Origin of the sequence: Streptomyces sp. NPDC013187, assembly GCF_042899705.1 — a bacterium.
Classification (GTDB): domain Bacteria; phylum Actinomycetota; class Actinomycetes; order Streptomycetales; family Streptomycetaceae; genus Streptomyces; species Streptomyces hawaiiensis_A.
Window position 1 is genome coordinate 15,838 of record NZ_JBIBAF010000008.1, and the last position, 14,914, is coordinate 30,751.

Here is a 14,914-nt window from a genome sequence, read left to right on the forward strand (position 1 = left end):
CCCAGTGCTGGCTATTCGCCCAGGTCGGGCGAGTACGTCCGGCCCGTCCCGTACCTTTCCGTGCGGGCCGACGCGGGTGAAGTGTCCGAATTTGAAGGTACATGACAGGCATCTTCTTGGGTGTACGGGGAGCGGTTGCGTGAAGATCCAAGAGCGTACGGGGGCGGGCGCAGGTCGTTCTGCCGCTCCGGCTCAGCCGTCGGTCGGCGACCGGCTTCCCACCCCGCCTCGCGAGCGCAAACCGGCACTGGCCGCGCTCGCGGTGCTGCTGATCCTGGTGGGTGCACTGGGTGTGACGATGCTCGTGCTGCAGGTCGGTAACCGGGTCGAGGTCGTCAAGGTGACGAAGGAGATCCAGGCCGGGGAGTCCGTCGGTGACAACGTGACCTCGGTGATGGTCGCCGCCGACGACAGCATCAACTACGTCACGTGGGACCAGCTGGCCACGCTGAAGACCCTCAAGGCCAAGTCCACGATCTACTCCGACACGGTCGTGATGGGTCAGATGTTCGCCAAGAAGGCCAGCCTGCCCGCGGGCAAGGCCTCCGTCGGCCTCGCGCTCAAGGAGGGCACGTACCCCGCGGACATCAAGGCCGGCGACGTCGTCTCCGCCTACCGCGTCGGCTCCACCGGCTCCGGTTCGAACAGCTCCGACAGCAACAGCGGTTCGAGCGGCACCTCCTCCTCCGGCGGCGCCCTCGTCGACGACGCGCGCGTGAACACCGTCGAGGCGGACGACGATGCCACCGTGAGCACGGGCAACCTCTCGATCACCGTCCTCGTCGACCAGGCCGACGCGGCCGCGCTCGCCTCTGCGGCGGCCGCGAACGAAGTCGCCATCGTGCACGTCCCCGGCAACTAGAAGGCGGCACCCACCCCATGGCGCTCATCGCTCTCGCCGCCGACAAGGGTTCCCCCGGCGTCACCACCGCGGCCGTCGCCCTCGCGGCGGTCTGGCCGCGGCGTGTCCTGCTCGCCGAGGCGGACCCGGCGGGCGGTGACCTCGTCTACCGCAGTGCCGCCGCGCACGGCGGACCGCTCAACCCCAACACCGGCATGCTGTCCATCGCCGCCACGGCCCGCCGCGGCCTCGTGCCCGACCAGCTCTGGGACCACGTACAGCCGCTGAGCGGCGGGCTCGAAGTCCTCGTCGGGCTCGGGATCGCCGAACAGGCCGCCGGACTCGCGGGGTTGTGGCCGACGCTCGGGCACGCCTTCAGCTCCCTCGCCGACTCCCCGCACGCCGCCGCCGACGTCATCGCGGACTGCGGACGCATCAGCGGCGACACCCCGGCCGTCGAACTGTTCCCGCACGCCGCGCTCGTGCTGCTCGTCTCGCGCACCGAGCCGGAGGCCATCGCCCGTGTCCGTGACCGCGCCGCCGCCCTCGCGACCAAGCTGCACGGTGGATCGCGTGGCGCCGCGAGCCTCGGCATCCCGATGATCGGTGTCGTCCTGATCGCCGACACCGGCACGGCCGGCAAGCTCGCCTCGCAGGTCAACGACATGCTCGTGCACGCCCAGACGGGCGCCCGCGTGGTCGGCACCATCGCCGACGACCCGGCCGGCGCCGACATGCTGGCCGGCCGCAAGCGCGGCCGCCTCGACAAGTCGCTGCTGATCCGCTCGGCCCGCAAGGTCGCCGCCGACCTCTACCAGCAGTACGGCGCCGCCTGGGCCGCCTCCGCCCAGGCCGACCAGGCCCACCACGCCCCGCACGCCCCGGGCCAGATGCAGGGCCACGCGGGGGCCGGCGCATGACCGCTGTCGACCACCAGTTGGTCAAGCGGTTCCGCCAGGACGCCGGCGACCGCATCGCCGAGCAGCGCCGGCAGGACCAGGCCGCGGGCGTCACCCCGATGTCCACGGAGGACGAGCGGCAGTACGCCCGCGCCGTCATAGCCCAGATCCTGGAGGAGTACGCCCGCGCCGAGATCAACGCGGGCCGTACGCCGCTGGACGCCGAGACCGAGGAGCAGTACGCGGCCGCCGTGCACGCCGCGCTGTTCGGCGTCGGCCGGCTCCAGCCGCTGCTGGACAATCCCGAGGTCGAGAACATCGACATCAACGGCTGCGACCAGGTGTTCATCGGCTACGCCGACGGCCGTGAGGTGCAGGGCGACCCCGTCGCCGAGACCGACGAGGAGCTCATCGAGCTCATCCAGGTACTGGGCGCCTACTCGGGTCTGTCCTCCCGCCCTTTCGACTCCGCCAACCCGCAGCTCGACCTGCGCCTGCCCGACGGGTCGCGTCTGTCGGCCGTCATGGACGTCACCCGGCGCCCCGCCCTGTCCATCCGCCGCGCGCGCATGGGCAAGGTCTTCATTTCCGACCTCGTCGGCAACGGCACCCTGTCGCCCGAGGTCGCCCACTTCATGGCCTGCGCGGTCCGTGCCCGCAAGAACATCATGATCGCCGGGGCCACCAACGCCGGCAAGACCACGCTCCTGCGCGCCCTCGCCAACGAGATCCCGCCGCACGAGCGCCTCATCACCGTCGAACGGGCCCTGGAGCTCGGCCTCGACACCTTCCCCGACCTGCACCCCAACGTCGTCGCCTTCGAGGAGCGCTTGCCCAACTCCGAGGGCCAGGGCACCATTTCGATGGCGGAGCTGGTACGGCGCTCGCTGCGTATGAACCCCTCCCGCGTCATCGTCGGTGAGGTCCTCGGCGACGAGATCGTCACCATGCTCAACGCGATGTCGCAGGGCAACGACGGCTCCCTGTCCACGATCCACGCCAACAGCTCGCACGAGGTCTTCAACCGTATCTCCACCTACGCGCTGCAGGCCACGGAACGGCTGCCCATCGAGGCCAGCCAGATGCTGATCGCGGGCGCGGTCAACTTCGTCGTCTTCATCCAGCGGCGCAACAACTACGGCAACGGCGGCCGCCTCCAGCGCATGGTCACCTCCGTCCGCGAGGTCAACGGCGTCGACGGACGCGTGCTGTCCAGCGAGGTGTTCGCGGAGGCCCCCGACGGCCGGATCGTGCCGCACGCCCCCATAGCCTGCCTGGAGGAACTGATGGCACACGGCTACCGGCCGTCCGGGACCTGGGGGTGAGCCGGGAATGACCACGAACCTCGCGGCAATCGGCTCGCTCGGCTCCATGGGCGGCCTGTTCTCCACCACCGTCCTGTACTCGATCGGGAGCGGCGTCGCCGTCGGCGGCGGGCTCGCCCTGCTCCTCATCGCCATCCGCGGACTGCCCGTCAAGCCCGACCACGAGAAGCAGAAGGCCGCCGAGCGGGCGAGCGAACTGATCCGCTTCGCCGGGCAGCGCGGCTCGCTCGCCGCCATCGTCGGCCTGGTCGTCCTCGTCCTCACCCGCTGGGCCGTCGCGGGCATCGCGGCCGGCGTCCTCGTCTTCTTCTGGGACCGCCTGTTCGGCGGAGCCGGTGAGGAACGGGCCGCCATGCGCCGCGTGGAGGCCCTGGCCTCCTGGACGGAGTCCCTGCGCGACACCATCGCCGGCGCCGTGGGCCTGGAGCAGGCCATCCCGGCCTCCGCCCGCGCCGCGGCCCCCGTCCTGCGCCCCCACCTCGACGCCCTCGTCGACCGGCTGCGCGCCCGCACCCCGCTGCCCGAGGCGCTCCAGCAGCTCGCCGACGAGATCGACGACGGCTCCGCCGACATCATCGTCGCGGCCCTCATCCTCAACGCCCGCCTGCGCGGCCCGGGTCTGCGCCAAGTGCTGGGCGCCCTGGCCAAGTCGGCCCGCGAGGAGGTCGACATGCGCCAGCGGGTCATGGCCCAGCGCGCCTCGACCCGCAGGTCGGTGCAGATCGTCGTCGCGGTCTCCATCGCCTTCGTCCTCGGCCTGTCGATCTTCAACCGCGACTTCGTGGAGCCGTACGGAACGGCCGTCGGCCAGCTCGTCCTTGCCTGTGTCTGCGGCCTGTTCGCGCTCGGCTTCTGGTGGCTGCGCAAGCTGTCCACGATCGAGACGCCCGAGCGCTTCCTCGTCCGCGACGAGGCCTCCGTCCAGTTCGTCCGCCCGAGGACGCCGTCGGGGGCGCAGTCCCAGCAGCGGCTGCCGCAGGAAGAGGGGGCGCGCTGATGGACCTCACGATGCCGCTCGTCGTCGGCGCCGTCCTCGGCCTGGGCATCTACGCCCTCGTGCGCGCCCTCATGCCCAGCAAGCGCAGCGCGATCTCGCAGGTCGCGCGGATCGACGCGATGCGCGCCCGCGGCTCGGCCTACGAGTCGGCCCGCGTGGAGCGGGAGAAGGGCCGCCTGGGCGCGCTGCGGGCCGAAGTCGGCCTGCGCGTCTCGGAGTTCTACCTCCAGCAGGGCTGGGAGCAGCGCTCGCTGCGCGCGGACCTCGCGGTGCTGGACCGCAGCTGGGAGAAGTTCCTGGCGACGAAGGTGCTGCTGGGTGTGGCCGGTCTGTTCTTCGGCCCGTTCCTGTTCGCCATCGTCTACACGCTGGGCTTCGGCCGCAGCCCGATCATCCCGGTCTGGCTGGCCCTGCTCTTCGCGGTCGTCTTCTTCTTCCTGCCCGACCTGGAGGTACGCCGGGACGCGGCCGAGAAGCGGCGCGACCTGCGGCGCGTGATCGGCGCCTACCTCGACCTGGTGTCGATGAGCCTCGCCGGCGGTCGCGGTCTGCCCGAGGCCCTGATGGCCGCTGCCGAGGTGTCCGACGGCTGGGCCAACCAGCGCATCCGCAACGCCCTGTCCGACGCCCGCATCACCGGCGTCAGCCAGTGGCAGGCGCTCGGCGCGCTCGGCGAGGAGATCGGCGTGGAGGAGCTGAAGGACCTCTCCGCCTCCCTGGCCCTGGTCGCGGACGACGGCGCCAAGGTCCGCGAGTCCCTCGCCTCCCGCGCCGAGACCATGCGGCACCGCGAACTCGCCGAGATCGAGGGCAGTGCGGGCGAGAAGTCCCAGTCGATGCTCGTCGCCCAGCTGCTGCTGTGCGCCGGGTTCCTGGTGTTCCTGATCTTTCCGGCGGCGATGCGGGTGTTCCAGGTGCAGTGAGCCGTGCATGAGCCTTGCGGTGAGCTCGCAGTGAGCGACCTTCACAACTCCAGAACTCCGTGACCTGATTTCGAAAGGACAAGACGTCATGAACGGACGCACCTTCCACACCGGCATCCCCGCTGTGGACTTCCTCGTCACCTTCCTCCAGGCGCGCACCGAGCGGGCCCGCTCGGGCGAGCTGGACCGCGGTGCCTCCGCGGTGGAGTGGGTCATCATCTCCGCGGTGGTCGTGGCGATCGTGGGTGTCGTGGCCGCCATCATCAACGCCGCGCTGAGCGAGGGCGCCAACAAGGTCGGCGACTGCATCAAGGGTGCGGACGCGGGCAAGACCTGCTGATCGCCCTCGGGAGCGTCAAAAGCATCAGGAGCAACGGGGTTCACGGGATGCCGGCAGATGTGGGCAGACGGGCACGCCGCTGGGTGCGGGCCGCACGGGAACGTGCGGCCGCACGCGGCGATTCAGGCATGACCGCGATCGAGTTCGTGCTGCTCACTCCGGTCCTGTTCTTCATGATCTTCGCGACCGTGCAGTTCGCCCTGTACTTCTTCGCGGACCACGTCGCCCAGGCGGCGGCTCAGGCCGGAGCCCGCAAGGCCCGCGCCACGGCCGACGAGCAGCCGGGCGCGTGGCGGGGCGAGGCACGGGACGTGGTGGACAGCTACATCCAGCAGCTGGGCCCGCAGTTGGTGCTGTCCCCGAACGTGACGATGCTCCAGCCCGAGCAGAACACGGTGGGCGTGGAGATCGCGGCCCGGGTCCCGACGGTGTTTCCCGGGCTGGACCTGACGGTGCACGCCCAGTCGGCGGGGCCGGTGGAGCGTTTCGTCCAGGAAGAGGGGAACTGAATGTCCGTCCCTCCTGTCCCGAAGCGCCGCCGGACAGCGGACGACAGCGGCCTGTCCACCGTCGAGGTCGTGATGCTCGCCCCGGTGATGATCCTGTTCATCCTGGTCCTGGTGGCCTTCGGCCAGCTCGTGGACGGCCGCGGAGCACTCGACGGCGCCGCCAGGGACGCGGCCCGCGCCGGTTCGATCCAGAAGGACCACGCGACGGCCATGGCCGAGGCCAAGAAGGCCGCGGAGGCGAACCTCGCGGACGTCTGCTCGGGCCCGGTGTCCGTCACGCAGACCAGCCAGGGCTTCGAACCGGACACCATCTTCACCGTCGAGGTGAGCTGCCAGGTGCGGGGCCTCGCCATGCTCGGCCTCGACGTCCCGACGACCCTGTCGTCTAGCTTCAGCTCCCCCCTCGACCCGTTCCGGAGGTCGGCGTGAGACACCTTCGGTCCTCCTGGTCGTCCTGGTGGGCGGCCCGTGGCGCACGTCTGGACGACCGTGGCTCCGGCGCGGGAGCGGTCATCATCTTCACGCTCGTCTTCCTCTCCCTCTCCGCGTTCGTCATCGACGGCGGGCTGTCCATCTCCAAGCGCGAACGCGCCGCCGACATCGCCGAACAGGCCGCCCGTTACGCGGCCCAGGACATCGACCGCGACGCACTGTACGAGAACGAGGGCGGCCCCGCCCCCATCAACTTCGAGAACTGCAACGCCCGCGTGAAGGCGTTCGCCCGCGAGATGGACATGACGGGCGCGGACATCGGCGCGACCCACTGCGTGGTGGCGAACGCCGAGCAGGTCGAGGTCGAGGTGCAGCTCACGTACTCCCCGGTTTTCACGGGCATGTTCTACGGCGGTGACGTGGTGGTCCACGGGCAGGCGGTCGCGGAGAACGAGGTCGGCTGAGCCGGTCCCGAACATCCCGTGGATCTGCACACCGTTCACTGTGAGGTCGGGATGCGGCGGGGAAGCAGCCGGGCCCGGACCGTTTTCCGCGCCGCGGACTGCATTCCTGTATCGCGAAACGGCAGAAGGTGTGAAGGTCGCGAGGCTGCCGGTGACCGTATGGTCACACCCGTGAATTCGCCGGTTGCTTTCCGTCCGCTTTCCCTCCCACGGACTGGCCACCGACTGGCTGCCCCTACTTCGGCGTGCTTTGATCGGTCACGCTCGAGCAATTGAAATGAATGAAACGAAGGGAACCGCCCCTCATGGCCTTCACCCCGCAGATCGAGACCGCCCAGATGTCCGACGCCGAGCTGGACACCATCGCCGGCGGCCAGGCGGGCGGTGCCTCCGCGGGTGCCGGCGCCGCTGCCGGTCTCTACGTCGAGACCACGGCCGCGGGCCTCACCACCGGCGTCGGCGGTGGCGTGGGCCTCTCCGTCTCGCCGCAGGGCATCGCGGCGGACCTGCACCTCAACGCGGCCGTCGCTCACTGACGAACGCATGGAAAAGGCCCCGGATCTTCGGACCCGGGGCCTTTTCGTGCGTCTCTCCGACGGCGTCACTCGCCGCCTTCGTCGCCCTTACCGGCTCTACCGCCCTTACCGCCCCGCTTGTCCTCGGTCTTCATGGCGTCGTTCACCTTCTTGGCGAGTTCGTCGTCCAGCTTCTTGAACTCGCGCACCACGGCATCGGACATGCTCGCCAGCGCGTCCAGCTGCTGCGTGATGTCCTCGCGCCCGTCTTCCCAGTTGGACTCGAAATCGTCGAGCGCGTCATTGACGCTGCCGTCGCCGATGTCGTCCTTGTACGACTCGAAGAGCTTCTTGGTGTGATTCAGCCGGGTCTTGATGGACCGCAGTCGACGCCCGTAGCTCTCCAACTCGGTCAGCGGAAGCGCGAGGTCGCTCTTGCCCTTGCCCATGCGGCAGCCCCCAACGTCCGACGCTCTGATCTCGGAGGAACCGTACCCCGTCGGATCTTCCCGTCGCACGGTTGTGCCTTGCACGGGGACGGCCGAACGGTGGTGGAGCGGACGGAGTGTCGGCGACCGGCACATGGAGTGTCGGTGCCGCCTCCGTCGGTGAGCTGGTGAGCGGTCGTCGCGGCGAGGTCGACCGACTGCTCGACCTCGTCCGTGACATCGGCGGCTTCTCACCGGCCACCATGCGCATCGCAGAAGAACTGGGCTACGTGCGCGAGCACGAGGTGACGGCAGCAGCCCTGCTGCTGTGGTCGGGGGCGATCGAGGGGATTCCCGCGCGGCTCGAGGATCTCGAGCAGCCGGACATCGTGCGCCGCATGTGCCACATGGCAGCCGACGTGCAGCTGACGTCCTTCTTGCAGGCCCTCGTCACCGCTGCGGTGGTGGCCGGCGGGGACGTCCGCCAGGGAGCGGCCAGGATCGCCGAAGCGCTGACGGTCGTGGCCGGCATCGCGGACGCGACGGAGCGGAGTGCCCCGGCCCTGGTCTTCAGGATGTGGCGGGTTGGTCACCTTCCCGGCATCCTCCGCCCCGACGCGGCCACGCCTGAGCGGGGCAAAGCGGCGTTCCGCTCCTACGACCGGGCGCTCGAAGCCCTTACGGCCAGCGCCTGACGATCACGGGCACGAGAGGTCGGGGCGTCAGCGGTTGACCGACTGGATCTCCTGGACGTTCATGTCCTGGGTGGCTTCGAAGGTGCCGTCGGGGAGGTCGCCGTCGGTGCCGTCGGAGCCTTGCCAGGTGATCTTCCAGGTGACGCTGGCGGAGAGTTGGTAGGGGGCGCCGTCGGTCGCGCGGAGGTAGCGGATGCCGCACGGGGGCGTTTTGTCGGCGTTGGCCTTGGTGTAGGGCGTGCCGATGGAGCCGTCGTCGTCGATCGCGCAGTCGCCGGAGGCGGGGAAGACCTCGGCGTCCTCGGTGCCCGGGTCCAGGTGGAGGGCGACCGGCTTGGCGGTGGTCTCCGCCCACAGGCCCGTGCCGGGGAGTTCCGCGCGGACCTTGACGTCCTTGAACGTGCCCCTGTCCAGCCACGCCCAGGTCGGGAGGTTCACCGTCGACCTGGCCGCCGGTTTCAGCTCCACCTCGGTCTCGGGGACCTTGACCTTGTCGTAGGCGTACTCCGCGAGGATCTTCGGGGTGGGGGCTTTCGGCACGTCGGGGATCTCGCCCGCGTCCTGCCAGAACATCAGCCGGCTGCACAAGGACGTGTCGTCGAGTCCGGTCACGTTCGGCGCGACTCCTCGCCAGAAGTAGCCCTTCTTGCCGAGGTTGTAGTTCTTGTACCCCTTCACGGTCGCCGGCTTCGTGAAGATGGTGGTGGCGTCCTTCTCGTCCCGGAAGTGGTCGGTCCAGAGCTTCGATCCGTACCAGCCGTCGCGCAGACCGGCGTCACCGTTGCCGTCGTTCTCGGAGAAGTTCTTCAGCTGCTCAGGGGTGAAGACAGGCTCGTACCAGCACGGCGGGGGCTTCCAGTTCACGTCCGTCGATGAGACGGTGCCCTGCTTGCCGCCGGTGGGGCCGCTGGTCTGGGTGACCTTGATGCGGGAGTGCGAGGCGGAAGCGGATATCTCGTTGTTCTTGGCCCCGCCGCCGTAACTGTCCTCGCCGCCGAGGGCGACGGCCGGCACGGGTGCCAGGAGGGCGACGGTGAGCGAGAGGAGCGTGAGGTGACGGGAGGCGTGTGAAGACCTCACTGTGCGCAGCCGCCCCTCTCCGAACGGGCGGACACTGCCTGCCACACCCCCTGGGCGTTCTTGCCCATGGAGATCATGTAGAAGACCTCGGGGTCGGTACCCGCCGGGTTGCCCTTGACCTCACCGGTCTTGCGGTTCCTCGTGGAGGCCTTGCTCTCATCGGTGCAGTAGGAGAGGGACGCCGCCGCCTTGTCCTTGGAGAGGGTGACCTTGGGATCGAAGACGGGCAACTTGCCGATGACGGTGAGGTTCTTGTCCGTGTAGGTCCTGATCCACTGCCGGCTCTGCAGGAAGCCGTTCTTCGTGTCGTAGAAGGCACGGTCCTTGCTGTCGGGATCGTTCTCGATGATCGCCTCGTACCCTGCCCGCAGCTGTTCCCTGCCGTCGTTGAGCACCGCCTGCTCCACCGGATCGCTGCTCGTCCAGTTCTCGAAGGTCAGCTGGAAGCTGCTGGGGAGCTTGATGACCGGGCGCTTCACGCCGGGCGTCGCGGACGACTGCGAGGCCGCCGGGCTGGGCGAGCCGTTGCCCGCGCCCTTGATGTCGTCCGACGCCGAGTCGTCACCCCCGCCACAGGCGGTCAGAAGCAGCGCCGACGCCATGGCGAACGCTGCGGCAGTCGTGGTCAGTGCGCGGCGGGCCACTGTTGATCTCCCCGTTGTTTCGGTGTACGCGACAGGGAACGAAGCTATCAGGGGCGGGTCATGGCTCCATGAGAGGCAGTGGGGGATTGTGTGGGGAAGGTGAGGAGTGTGGCGTAGCGGTTGCGAACAGTGTGTTTCACGCCTGTGGAGCAGTGAGGCCGCTGTCTGCGTCGAGGGGATTTCGGCTGAGCAGGGCGACGATCCTCCGGGCACCGGACGGCGAACTCGTCAGCCGGGCCCACGAACCATCCCGGAAGAAGACCGTGAAGTCGGACTCGGCCTTGCTGAACCGCCTGATCTCCGCGTCGGCGATCTCCTCACGAGGAACCGACCAGAGGACGGCCTCGGATCCCGGCGTCTTCTCGCCACCGCCCCAGGAAAGGAACCGGCTGCCCCGCGCGGTGTCCTCGTACGACAGGATGCGTATCAGCCCATCCGGCTCGGCCAGTTCGATATCGGTCACGGTGCGCCACGAACGCCGGGAGGGGTCGAGCTGCCAGGGCAGCGTGCGTGCCGTCCCGCCCACCCCGGCCCACATGACGGGGAAGTCGTCGACCTCGTTCTCGCGGTCCTCCAGCTTTCCCCGCTCCTCCGGCGCCGCCGGACTGCCGAGGGCGTCGGCAAGGATGTAGAGCGGCAGCATCAAGAGCCCGGTGGTGGCGGACAGCACGTGCACGCCGAGCTTGCCGAAGAACCCTCGGGCTCCGAAGGCCGGTCGGGTCGGCCATCCTGGCAAGTCCCGCTCGATGTCGTTGCGTTCGAGATCACGATAGGAGCGCCGCTCGGCCACGGAGGCGGCGGTGCCACTCGCGAACTCGACCCGATAGCGCTCGCGTTCCTCACTCATGCCCTACGTTTCCTTGGTCTCGTCGGCCGGCTTGATGTCGTTTCCTACGTCGATGGCGTGAGCCGACGAGGAGGAGAGAGCGGCCGTCGAAGCCGTAGGGACGACCGGTCTCGGGATCCGTCGATGCCGGGTCATCAGGAGCAACCGCCCCTGTCGGATGCTGTGGACACGGTCCGCCACACGCCCTGCTCGCTCTTCTGCAGCGTGACGACGTAGGCCACATGCGGGTCGGTCGCGGACGGAATGTGCTCCGCACCCGCTCCCTTGACGGAGTCCGACGACGGGTCGCCGCTCCCGCGGCACGTGGTGAGCGGAACCGCCACCGCCATGGTCAGCGCGGAGGCGGTTGCGGTCAGAGGGCGAGGCACGGTTTGTTTCTCCCCGGTTCGGCGTGCGTATGGGTCATGCTCGGTGCGGCGCCCTCACCTGGAGCACTTTCCTCTTTCACCGCGCACCGACGAGTTCTGCCACACGCCCTGCTCGTTCTTCACCAGAGAGAGCGAGTAGCGGACGTAGGGGTCGGTGCCTGCCGGGTTCCCCTCGACCGTGCCGGTCTTGCGGTTTCTGGTCTTCGCGTCGGTCTCGTCCGTGCAGTAGGTGAGCGCCGCCCCCTTGCCGTTGCCGGCCATGACGATCTTGGGGTCGAAGGCGGGCAGCTTGCCGACGACGGTGAGGTCCTTGTCCGTGTAGGACTTGACCCACTGCTTGGTCTGTCGGCGGACGCCCTCGGTGTCGTAGAAGGCGATGGCTCCGCTGTCGGGATCGTTCGCGGTGATCGCCGCGTAGCCGGCCCGGAGTTCCTCCTTGCCGTCGTTGAGTACCGCCTGCTCCACCGGGTCGCTGCTCGTCCACTGCTCGAAGGTCAGCTGGAAGCTGCTGGGGAGTGTGATGACCGGGCGCTTCACGCCGGGCGTCGCGGACGATTCCGCGGCCGTCGGTGTACGCGAGCTGTTGCCCGAGCCGTTGATGTCGTCCGACGGCGAGTCGTCGCCCCCGCCACAGGCGGTCAGAAGCAACGCCGACGCCATGGCGAACGCTGCGGCAGTGGTGGTCAGTGCGCCGCGGACCACGATCGATCCCCCCGTCGGTGTCACATCGCCGCCGATCGGACGCATGCCGCTGCCTTCCCCTCGACGGTGACCCGCTGGGCACGCCACACCGGGTTGTCCTTCACGGAGGCCATGAGAAGAGTGAACTTCTGGTAGCTGGCCGGACTTTCCTTCGTACGGTGGACCTTCTTGCTCGTGACTTCCCTGCCGAAGACCTTGGACTGGTCCTCACAGAAGGTGACGCTGACCGTCTTGATCTTCTCGGTCTCGTCGTGAGCGCTGATTTCGGCGTCGTAGTACCGGTCCGTGCCCGTAAGTGTCCAACCGCCGTCCACGTACTCCTTGATCTGCGAGTGCGCGTACCGGGCGGCCTGGCCCGACGAGTAGAACTGGAAGGCCGGATCGGCCGCGTCCTGCTTCGTGATGCCGTGGTTCAGTGCGCGGATGTAGTTGGCGGCGTCCTCCAGGGCTGCAGCGCTGTCCCGGTCCGATGGCTTCTCGAAATCGAAGACCAGATCCAGGTCCTTCGGGACACTCACATCAGGCCGCTCGGTATCCGTCGAGGCCGGGCCCGAGGGCGATCCGGAAGGGCTGCCTGCGACCTTGCCCGCTCCCTCGATGCCGTCCGACGAGCCGTCGCCACCCCCGCCGCAGGCGGTGAGCAGCAGGGCCGCTGCCACAGTGAGCACGGCGGGTGTCGTCTTCAGAGCGCGGCGAGTCACAGGCGCATCTCTCCATTGTCCGATCGTCGTCAGGTATGGCGTGGCGGTTGCGAACGCGGTCGTCGGTCCGTGACCGGCAGCTGCCGGGTCAGCGGTTGACCGACTGGATCTCCTGGACGTTCATGTCCTGGGTGGTCTCGAAGGTGCCGTCGGGGAGGTCGCCGTCGGTGCCGTCGGAGCCTTCCCAGGTGATCTTCCAGGTGACGCTGGCGGAGAGCTGGTAGGGGGCGCCGTCGGTCGCGCGGAGGTAGCGGATGCCGCACGGGGGCGTTTTGTCGGCGTTGCCCTTGGCGTAGGGCGTGCCGATGGAGCCGTCGTCGTCGATCGCGCAGTCGCCGGAGGCGGGGAAGACTTCGGCGTCCTCGGTGCCCGGGTCCAGGTGGAGGGCGACCGGCTTGGCGGTGGTCTCCGCCCACAGGCCCGTGTTCGGCAGAGCGGCGCGGACCTTGACGTCCTTGAAGGTGCCCTTGTCGAGCCAGACCCAAGTGGGCAGGTTGACCGTGGATTTGGCCGCCGGCTTCAGCTCGATCTCGGTGTCGGGGACCTTGACCTTGTTGTAGGCGTATTCGGCGAGGGTCTTCGGGGTGGGAGCGTTCGGGTCGTCCGGGATTCCGCCGGCGTCGACCCAGAACATGATGCGGCCGCAGTCCCAGGTGTCCGGGTCGTCGGGGTCGGGAGCGACACCTCGCCAGAAGTAGCCGTCCTTGCCGAGGTTGTAGTCCTTGTAGCCCTCGGCGGAGCTGTTCGTCGGCGCGTGCAGATCGAAGTTGTCCGCAGGCTTGCCGTCCCGGTAGTGGTCGGTCCACAGGCCCTTGCCGATCCACGACTCGTGGATGCCCACGTCGCCGCCGCCGTCCGTGTCCACGAACCTCTTCAACTCTTCCGGGCTGAACGCGGGCTCGTACCAGCAGGCCGGCGGCTTCCAGTTGGGGTCGACCGTGCCGAGGTTGCCTTCTTTGCCACCGCCGTCACCACCACTCGGGTACGTGATTTTGATGTTGGAGACGGAAGCCGACAGGCCTCCCTTGCCGTCGGTACCGCCGCCGCTCTTCTTGTCGGCCGGTGGCACGTTCGTGTTGTCTTCCGGCCCCGCTGCGTACGCTGTGCTTCCGCATCCCAGCACGGCGGCCACCGTCAGTGCGGTGGACCAGGTCAGAGAGCGTCGCAGGTGACTCATCGACGGCAGTCCTCCACGCGCCCTTGCACCTCAATCTGCAGTACCTTCCATACCTTCTGGGATCCCTGTGGCGACTTCATCAGAAGGCGGAACTGCTGGAAGTCGTTGAGGCTTTCCTTCGTGTACCGGATCTTCTTCGTCTTCACGTTCTTGCCGTAGAACTTGCTCTGATCTCGGCACATCGTGACCAGGACGCCCTTCGACGTGCCGACGTCGTCGGTCCTGCCCCGGTAGTAGCGGTCGGATCCTGTCGCGGTCCAGTCGTCGTCAACCCATGCCTGGATCTGCGACTTCGCGTACTTGGTGGCACTACCCAGTGAATAGAACCGGTAGGCCGGGTCGTCCGGGTTCTGGGTCGTGATGCCGTGGTCGAGAGCCAGGATGTAGTTCTGCGCGCTCTCCAGAGCTGCCGCGTGGCGCGTGTCGGACGGCTTCGCGACGTCGAACTCGACCTCGAGGTCATTCGGCAGACTCACGTCAGGCCGGCCCGAGGCAGCAGACGGGGAAGCCGAAGGGGCGTCTTTTCCGGTGCCCGCGCCCTTGATGTCGTCCGACGCCGAGTCGTCGCCCCCGCCACAGGCGGTCAGAAGCAGCGCCGCCGTCGTGGCGAACGCTGCGACAGTGGTGGTCAGTGCGCGGCGGGCCACTGTTGATCTCCCCGTTGTTTCGGTGTACACGCTAGGGAACGAAGCTATCAGGGGCCGGTCATGGCTCCATGAGAGGCAGTGGTGGATTGTGTGGGGGAGGTGAGGAGTGTGGCGTGGCAGTTGCGAACGGTGCAGCTCACGACCGGGTGGCGGCGCACGCCCGCCCAGATGACGGGGAAGTCGTCGGCCGCGTACTCACGCTCCTCCACCTTTCCTCGCTCCTCCGGGGACTGCCCGAGGAACCCTTGGACCTTGAACGGCCGTTGTGCCGGTCAGCCGGGCAAGTCCACGTCGATGTCCCTTCGTTCGACGTCGCGGAAGGAACGGCGCCTCGCCAACGGGGCGGCTGTACCACTCGCGAACTCGACCCGGTTTAACGC

The 14,914-nt window shown here is 68.6% G+C and carries 20 protein-coding genes; 11 read left to right on the plus strand and 9 right to left on the minus strand.

All coding sequences use genetic code 11. The features are described from left to right. Positions 1–139: 139 nt before the first annotated feature. The 10 genes from ACFY5B_RS17850 (at position 140) to ACFY5B_RS17895 (ending at position 7,266) form a co-directional block, all read left to right on the plus strand. The gene (locus tag ACFY5B_RS17850) at positions 140–862 is read left to right on the plus strand and encodes a hypothetical protein (protein WP_389969968.1); all 723 of its coding nucleotides are present in this window, start codon (positions 140–142) and stop codon (positions 860–862) included. A 17-nt stretch (positions 863–879) separates the two neighbouring features. Next, a complete protein-coding gene (locus ACFY5B_RS17855) occupies positions 880–1,761 on the plus strand; it encodes a hypothetical protein (protein WP_389969970.1) in 882 nt (293 codons plus the stop codon). Continuing rightward, positions 1,758–3,065 (plus strand): CpaF family protein, encoded by a 1,308-nt coding sequence (locus tag ACFY5B_RS17860; RefSeq protein WP_389969972.1) that lies wholly within the window; start codon positions 1,758–1,760, stop codon positions 3,063–3,065. The genes ACFY5B_RS17855 and ACFY5B_RS17860 overlap by 4 nt, the downstream gene beginning before the upstream one ends. A 46-nt stretch (positions 3,066–3,111) precedes the next feature. Further along, on the plus strand, positions 3,112–4,062 hold the full coding sequence (locus ACFY5B_RS17865) for a type II secretion system F family protein (protein ID WP_389970815.1): 951 nt from the start codon (positions 3,112–3,114) through the stop codon (positions 4,060–4,062). After that, positions 4,062–4,985: a type II secretion system F family protein gene (locus ACFY5B_RS17870; protein ID WP_389969974.1), complete on the plus strand. Its 924-nt coding sequence runs from the start codon at positions 4,062–4,064 to the stop codon at positions 4,983–4,985. Before ACFY5B_RS17865 ends, ACFY5B_RS17870 begins: the two co-directional genes overlap by 1 nt. Before the next feature lie 88 nt (positions 4,986–5,073). After that, positions 5,074–5,325 carry a hypothetical protein gene (locus ACFY5B_RS17875; RefSeq protein ID WP_031107180.1) on the plus strand — a complete coding sequence of 84 codons (252 nt, stop codon included), beginning with the start codon at positions 5,074–5,076 and terminating at the stop codon, positions 5,323–5,325. 47 nt (positions 5,326–5,372) lie between these two features. Next, complete coding sequence (locus ACFY5B_RS17880) at positions 5,373–5,834, plus strand: TadE family protein (protein ID WP_389969976.1); 462 nt, start codon at positions 5,373–5,375, stop codon at positions 5,832–5,834. Beyond that, on the plus strand, positions 5,835–6,263 hold the full coding sequence (locus ACFY5B_RS17885) for a TadE/TadG family type IV pilus assembly protein (RefSeq protein ID WP_389969978.1): 429 nt from the start codon (positions 5,835–5,837) through the stop codon (positions 6,261–6,263). After that, positions 6,260–6,730 carry a pilus assembly protein TadG-related protein gene (locus tag ACFY5B_RS17890; RefSeq protein WP_389969980.1) on the plus strand — a complete coding sequence of 157 codons (471 nt, stop codon included), beginning with the start codon at positions 6,260–6,262 and terminating at the stop codon, positions 6,728–6,730. The genes ACFY5B_RS17885 and ACFY5B_RS17890 overlap by 4 nt, the downstream gene beginning before the upstream one ends. Before the next feature lie 305 nt (positions 6,731–7,035). After that, a complete protein-coding gene (locus tag ACFY5B_RS17895) occupies positions 7,036–7,266 on the plus strand; it encodes a hypothetical protein (protein ID WP_389969981.1) in 231 nt (76 codons plus the stop codon). 65 nt (positions 7,267–7,331) lie between these two features. Here the strand turns inward: ACFY5B_RS17895 and ACFY5B_RS17900 are convergent, their stop codons facing one another. Then, complete coding sequence (locus tag ACFY5B_RS17900; RefSeq protein WP_389969983.1) at positions 7,332–7,694, minus strand: hypothetical protein; 363 nt, start codon at positions 7,692–7,694, stop codon at positions 7,332–7,334. 116 nt (positions 7,695–7,810) lie between these two features. Between ACFY5B_RS17900 and ACFY5B_RS17905 the strand changes: the two genes are divergently transcribed. Further along, positions 7,811–8,368 carry a hypothetical protein gene (locus ACFY5B_RS17905; protein ID WP_389969985.1) on the plus strand — a complete coding sequence of 186 codons (558 nt, stop codon included), beginning with the start codon at positions 7,811–7,813 and terminating at the stop codon, positions 8,366–8,368. Between the two features lie 27 nt (positions 8,369–8,395). Here the strand turns inward: ACFY5B_RS17905 and ACFY5B_RS17910 are convergent, their stop codons facing one another. From ACFY5B_RS17910 to ACFY5B_RS17945, 8 genes are all read right to left on the minus strand, one after another. After that, positions 8,396–9,448, minus strand: a complete 1,053-nt coding sequence (locus ACFY5B_RS17910) for a hypothetical protein (protein WP_389969987.1) — start codon at positions 9,446–9,448, stop codon at positions 8,396–8,398. Beyond that, complete coding sequence (locus tag ACFY5B_RS17915; protein ID WP_389969989.1) at positions 9,445–10,092, minus strand: hypothetical protein; 648 nt, start codon at positions 10,090–10,092, stop codon at positions 9,445–9,447. Before ACFY5B_RS17915 ends, ACFY5B_RS17910 begins: the two co-directional genes overlap by 4 nt. Positions 10,093–10,228: 136 nt before the next feature. Further along, a complete protein-coding gene (locus tag ACFY5B_RS17920) occupies positions 10,229–10,939 on the minus strand; it encodes a hypothetical protein (protein ID WP_389969991.1) in 711 nt (236 codons plus the stop codon). A 134-nt stretch (positions 10,940–11,073) separates the two neighbouring features. Continuing rightward, on the minus strand, positions 11,074–11,307 hold the full coding sequence (locus ACFY5B_RS17925) for a hypothetical protein (RefSeq protein WP_389969993.1): 234 nt from the start codon (positions 11,305–11,307) through the stop codon (positions 11,074–11,076). A 54-nt stretch (positions 11,308–11,361) separates the two neighbouring features. After that, complete coding sequence (locus ACFY5B_RS17930) at positions 11,362–12,054, minus strand: hypothetical protein (protein WP_389969995.1); 693 nt, start codon at positions 12,052–12,054, stop codon at positions 11,362–11,364. Beyond that, positions 12,030–12,710, minus strand: coding sequence for a hypothetical protein (locus ACFY5B_RS17935; protein ID WP_389969997.1), 681 nt, complete (start codon positions 12,708–12,710; stop codon positions 12,030–12,032). The genes ACFY5B_RS17930 and ACFY5B_RS17935 overlap by 25 nt, the downstream gene beginning before the upstream one ends. Positions 12,711–12,798: 88 nt before the next feature. Further along, positions 12,799–13,887, minus strand: a complete 1,089-nt coding sequence (locus tag ACFY5B_RS17940) for a hypothetical protein (protein WP_389969999.1) — start codon at positions 13,885–13,887, stop codon at positions 12,799–12,801. Further along, the gene (locus ACFY5B_RS17945) at positions 13,884–14,534 is read right to left on the minus strand and encodes a hypothetical protein (RefSeq protein WP_389970001.1); all 651 of its coding nucleotides are present in this window, start codon (positions 14,532–14,534) and stop codon (positions 13,884–13,886) included. The genes ACFY5B_RS17940 and ACFY5B_RS17945 overlap by 4 nt, the downstream gene beginning before the upstream one ends. Positions 14,535–14,914: the final 380 nt, after the last annotated feature.

Bases quoted from the DNA above. Each gene is read 5' to 3' on its own strand.
- ACFY5B_RS17855 (WP_389969970.1), top strand. From the start codon at position 880: ATGGCGCTCATCGCTCTCGCCGCCGACAAGGGTTCCCCCGGCGTCACC.
- ACFY5B_RS17860 (WP_389969972.1), top strand. From the start codon at position 1,758: ATGACCGCTGTCGACCACCAGTTGGTCAAGCGGTTCCGCCAGGACGCC.
- ACFY5B_RS17865 (WP_389970815.1), top strand. From the start codon at position 3,112: ATGGGCGGCCTGTTCTCCACCACCGTCCTGTACTCGATCGGGAGCGGC.
- ACFY5B_RS17870 (WP_389969974.1), top strand. From the start codon at position 4,062: ATGGACCTCACGATGCCGCTCGTCGTCGGCGCCGTCCTCGGCCTGGGC.
- ACFY5B_RS17875 (WP_031107180.1), top strand. From the start codon at position 5,074: ATGAACGGACGCACCTTCCACACCGGCATCCCCGCTGTGGACTTCCTC.
- ACFY5B_RS17880 (WP_389969976.1), top strand. From the start codon at position 5,373: ATGCCGGCAGATGTGGGCAGACGGGCACGCCGCTGGGTGCGGGCCGCA.
- ACFY5B_RS17885 (WP_389969978.1), top strand. From the start codon at position 5,835: ATGTCCGTCCCTCCTGTCCCGAAGCGCCGCCGGACAGCGGACGACAGC.
- ACFY5B_RS17895 (WP_389969981.1), top strand. From the start codon at position 7,036: ATGGCCTTCACCCCGCAGATCGAGACCGCCCAGATGTCCGACGCCGAG.
- ACFY5B_RS17900 (WP_389969983.1), bottom strand. From the start codon at position 7,694: ATGGGCAAGGGCAAGAGCGACCTCGCGCTTCCGCTGACCGAGTTGGAG.
- ACFY5B_RS17920 (WP_389969991.1), bottom strand. From the start codon at position 10,939: ATGAGTGAGGAACGCGAGCGCTATCGGGTCGAGTTCGCGAGTGGCACC.
- ACFY5B_RS17930 (WP_389969995.1), bottom strand. From the start codon at position 12,054: ATGCGTCCGATCGGCGGCGATGTGACACCGACGGGGGGATCGATCGTG.
- ACFY5B_RS17940 (WP_389969999.1), bottom strand. From the start codon at position 13,887: ATGAGTCACCTGCGACGCTCTCTGACCTGGTCCACCGCACTGACGGTG.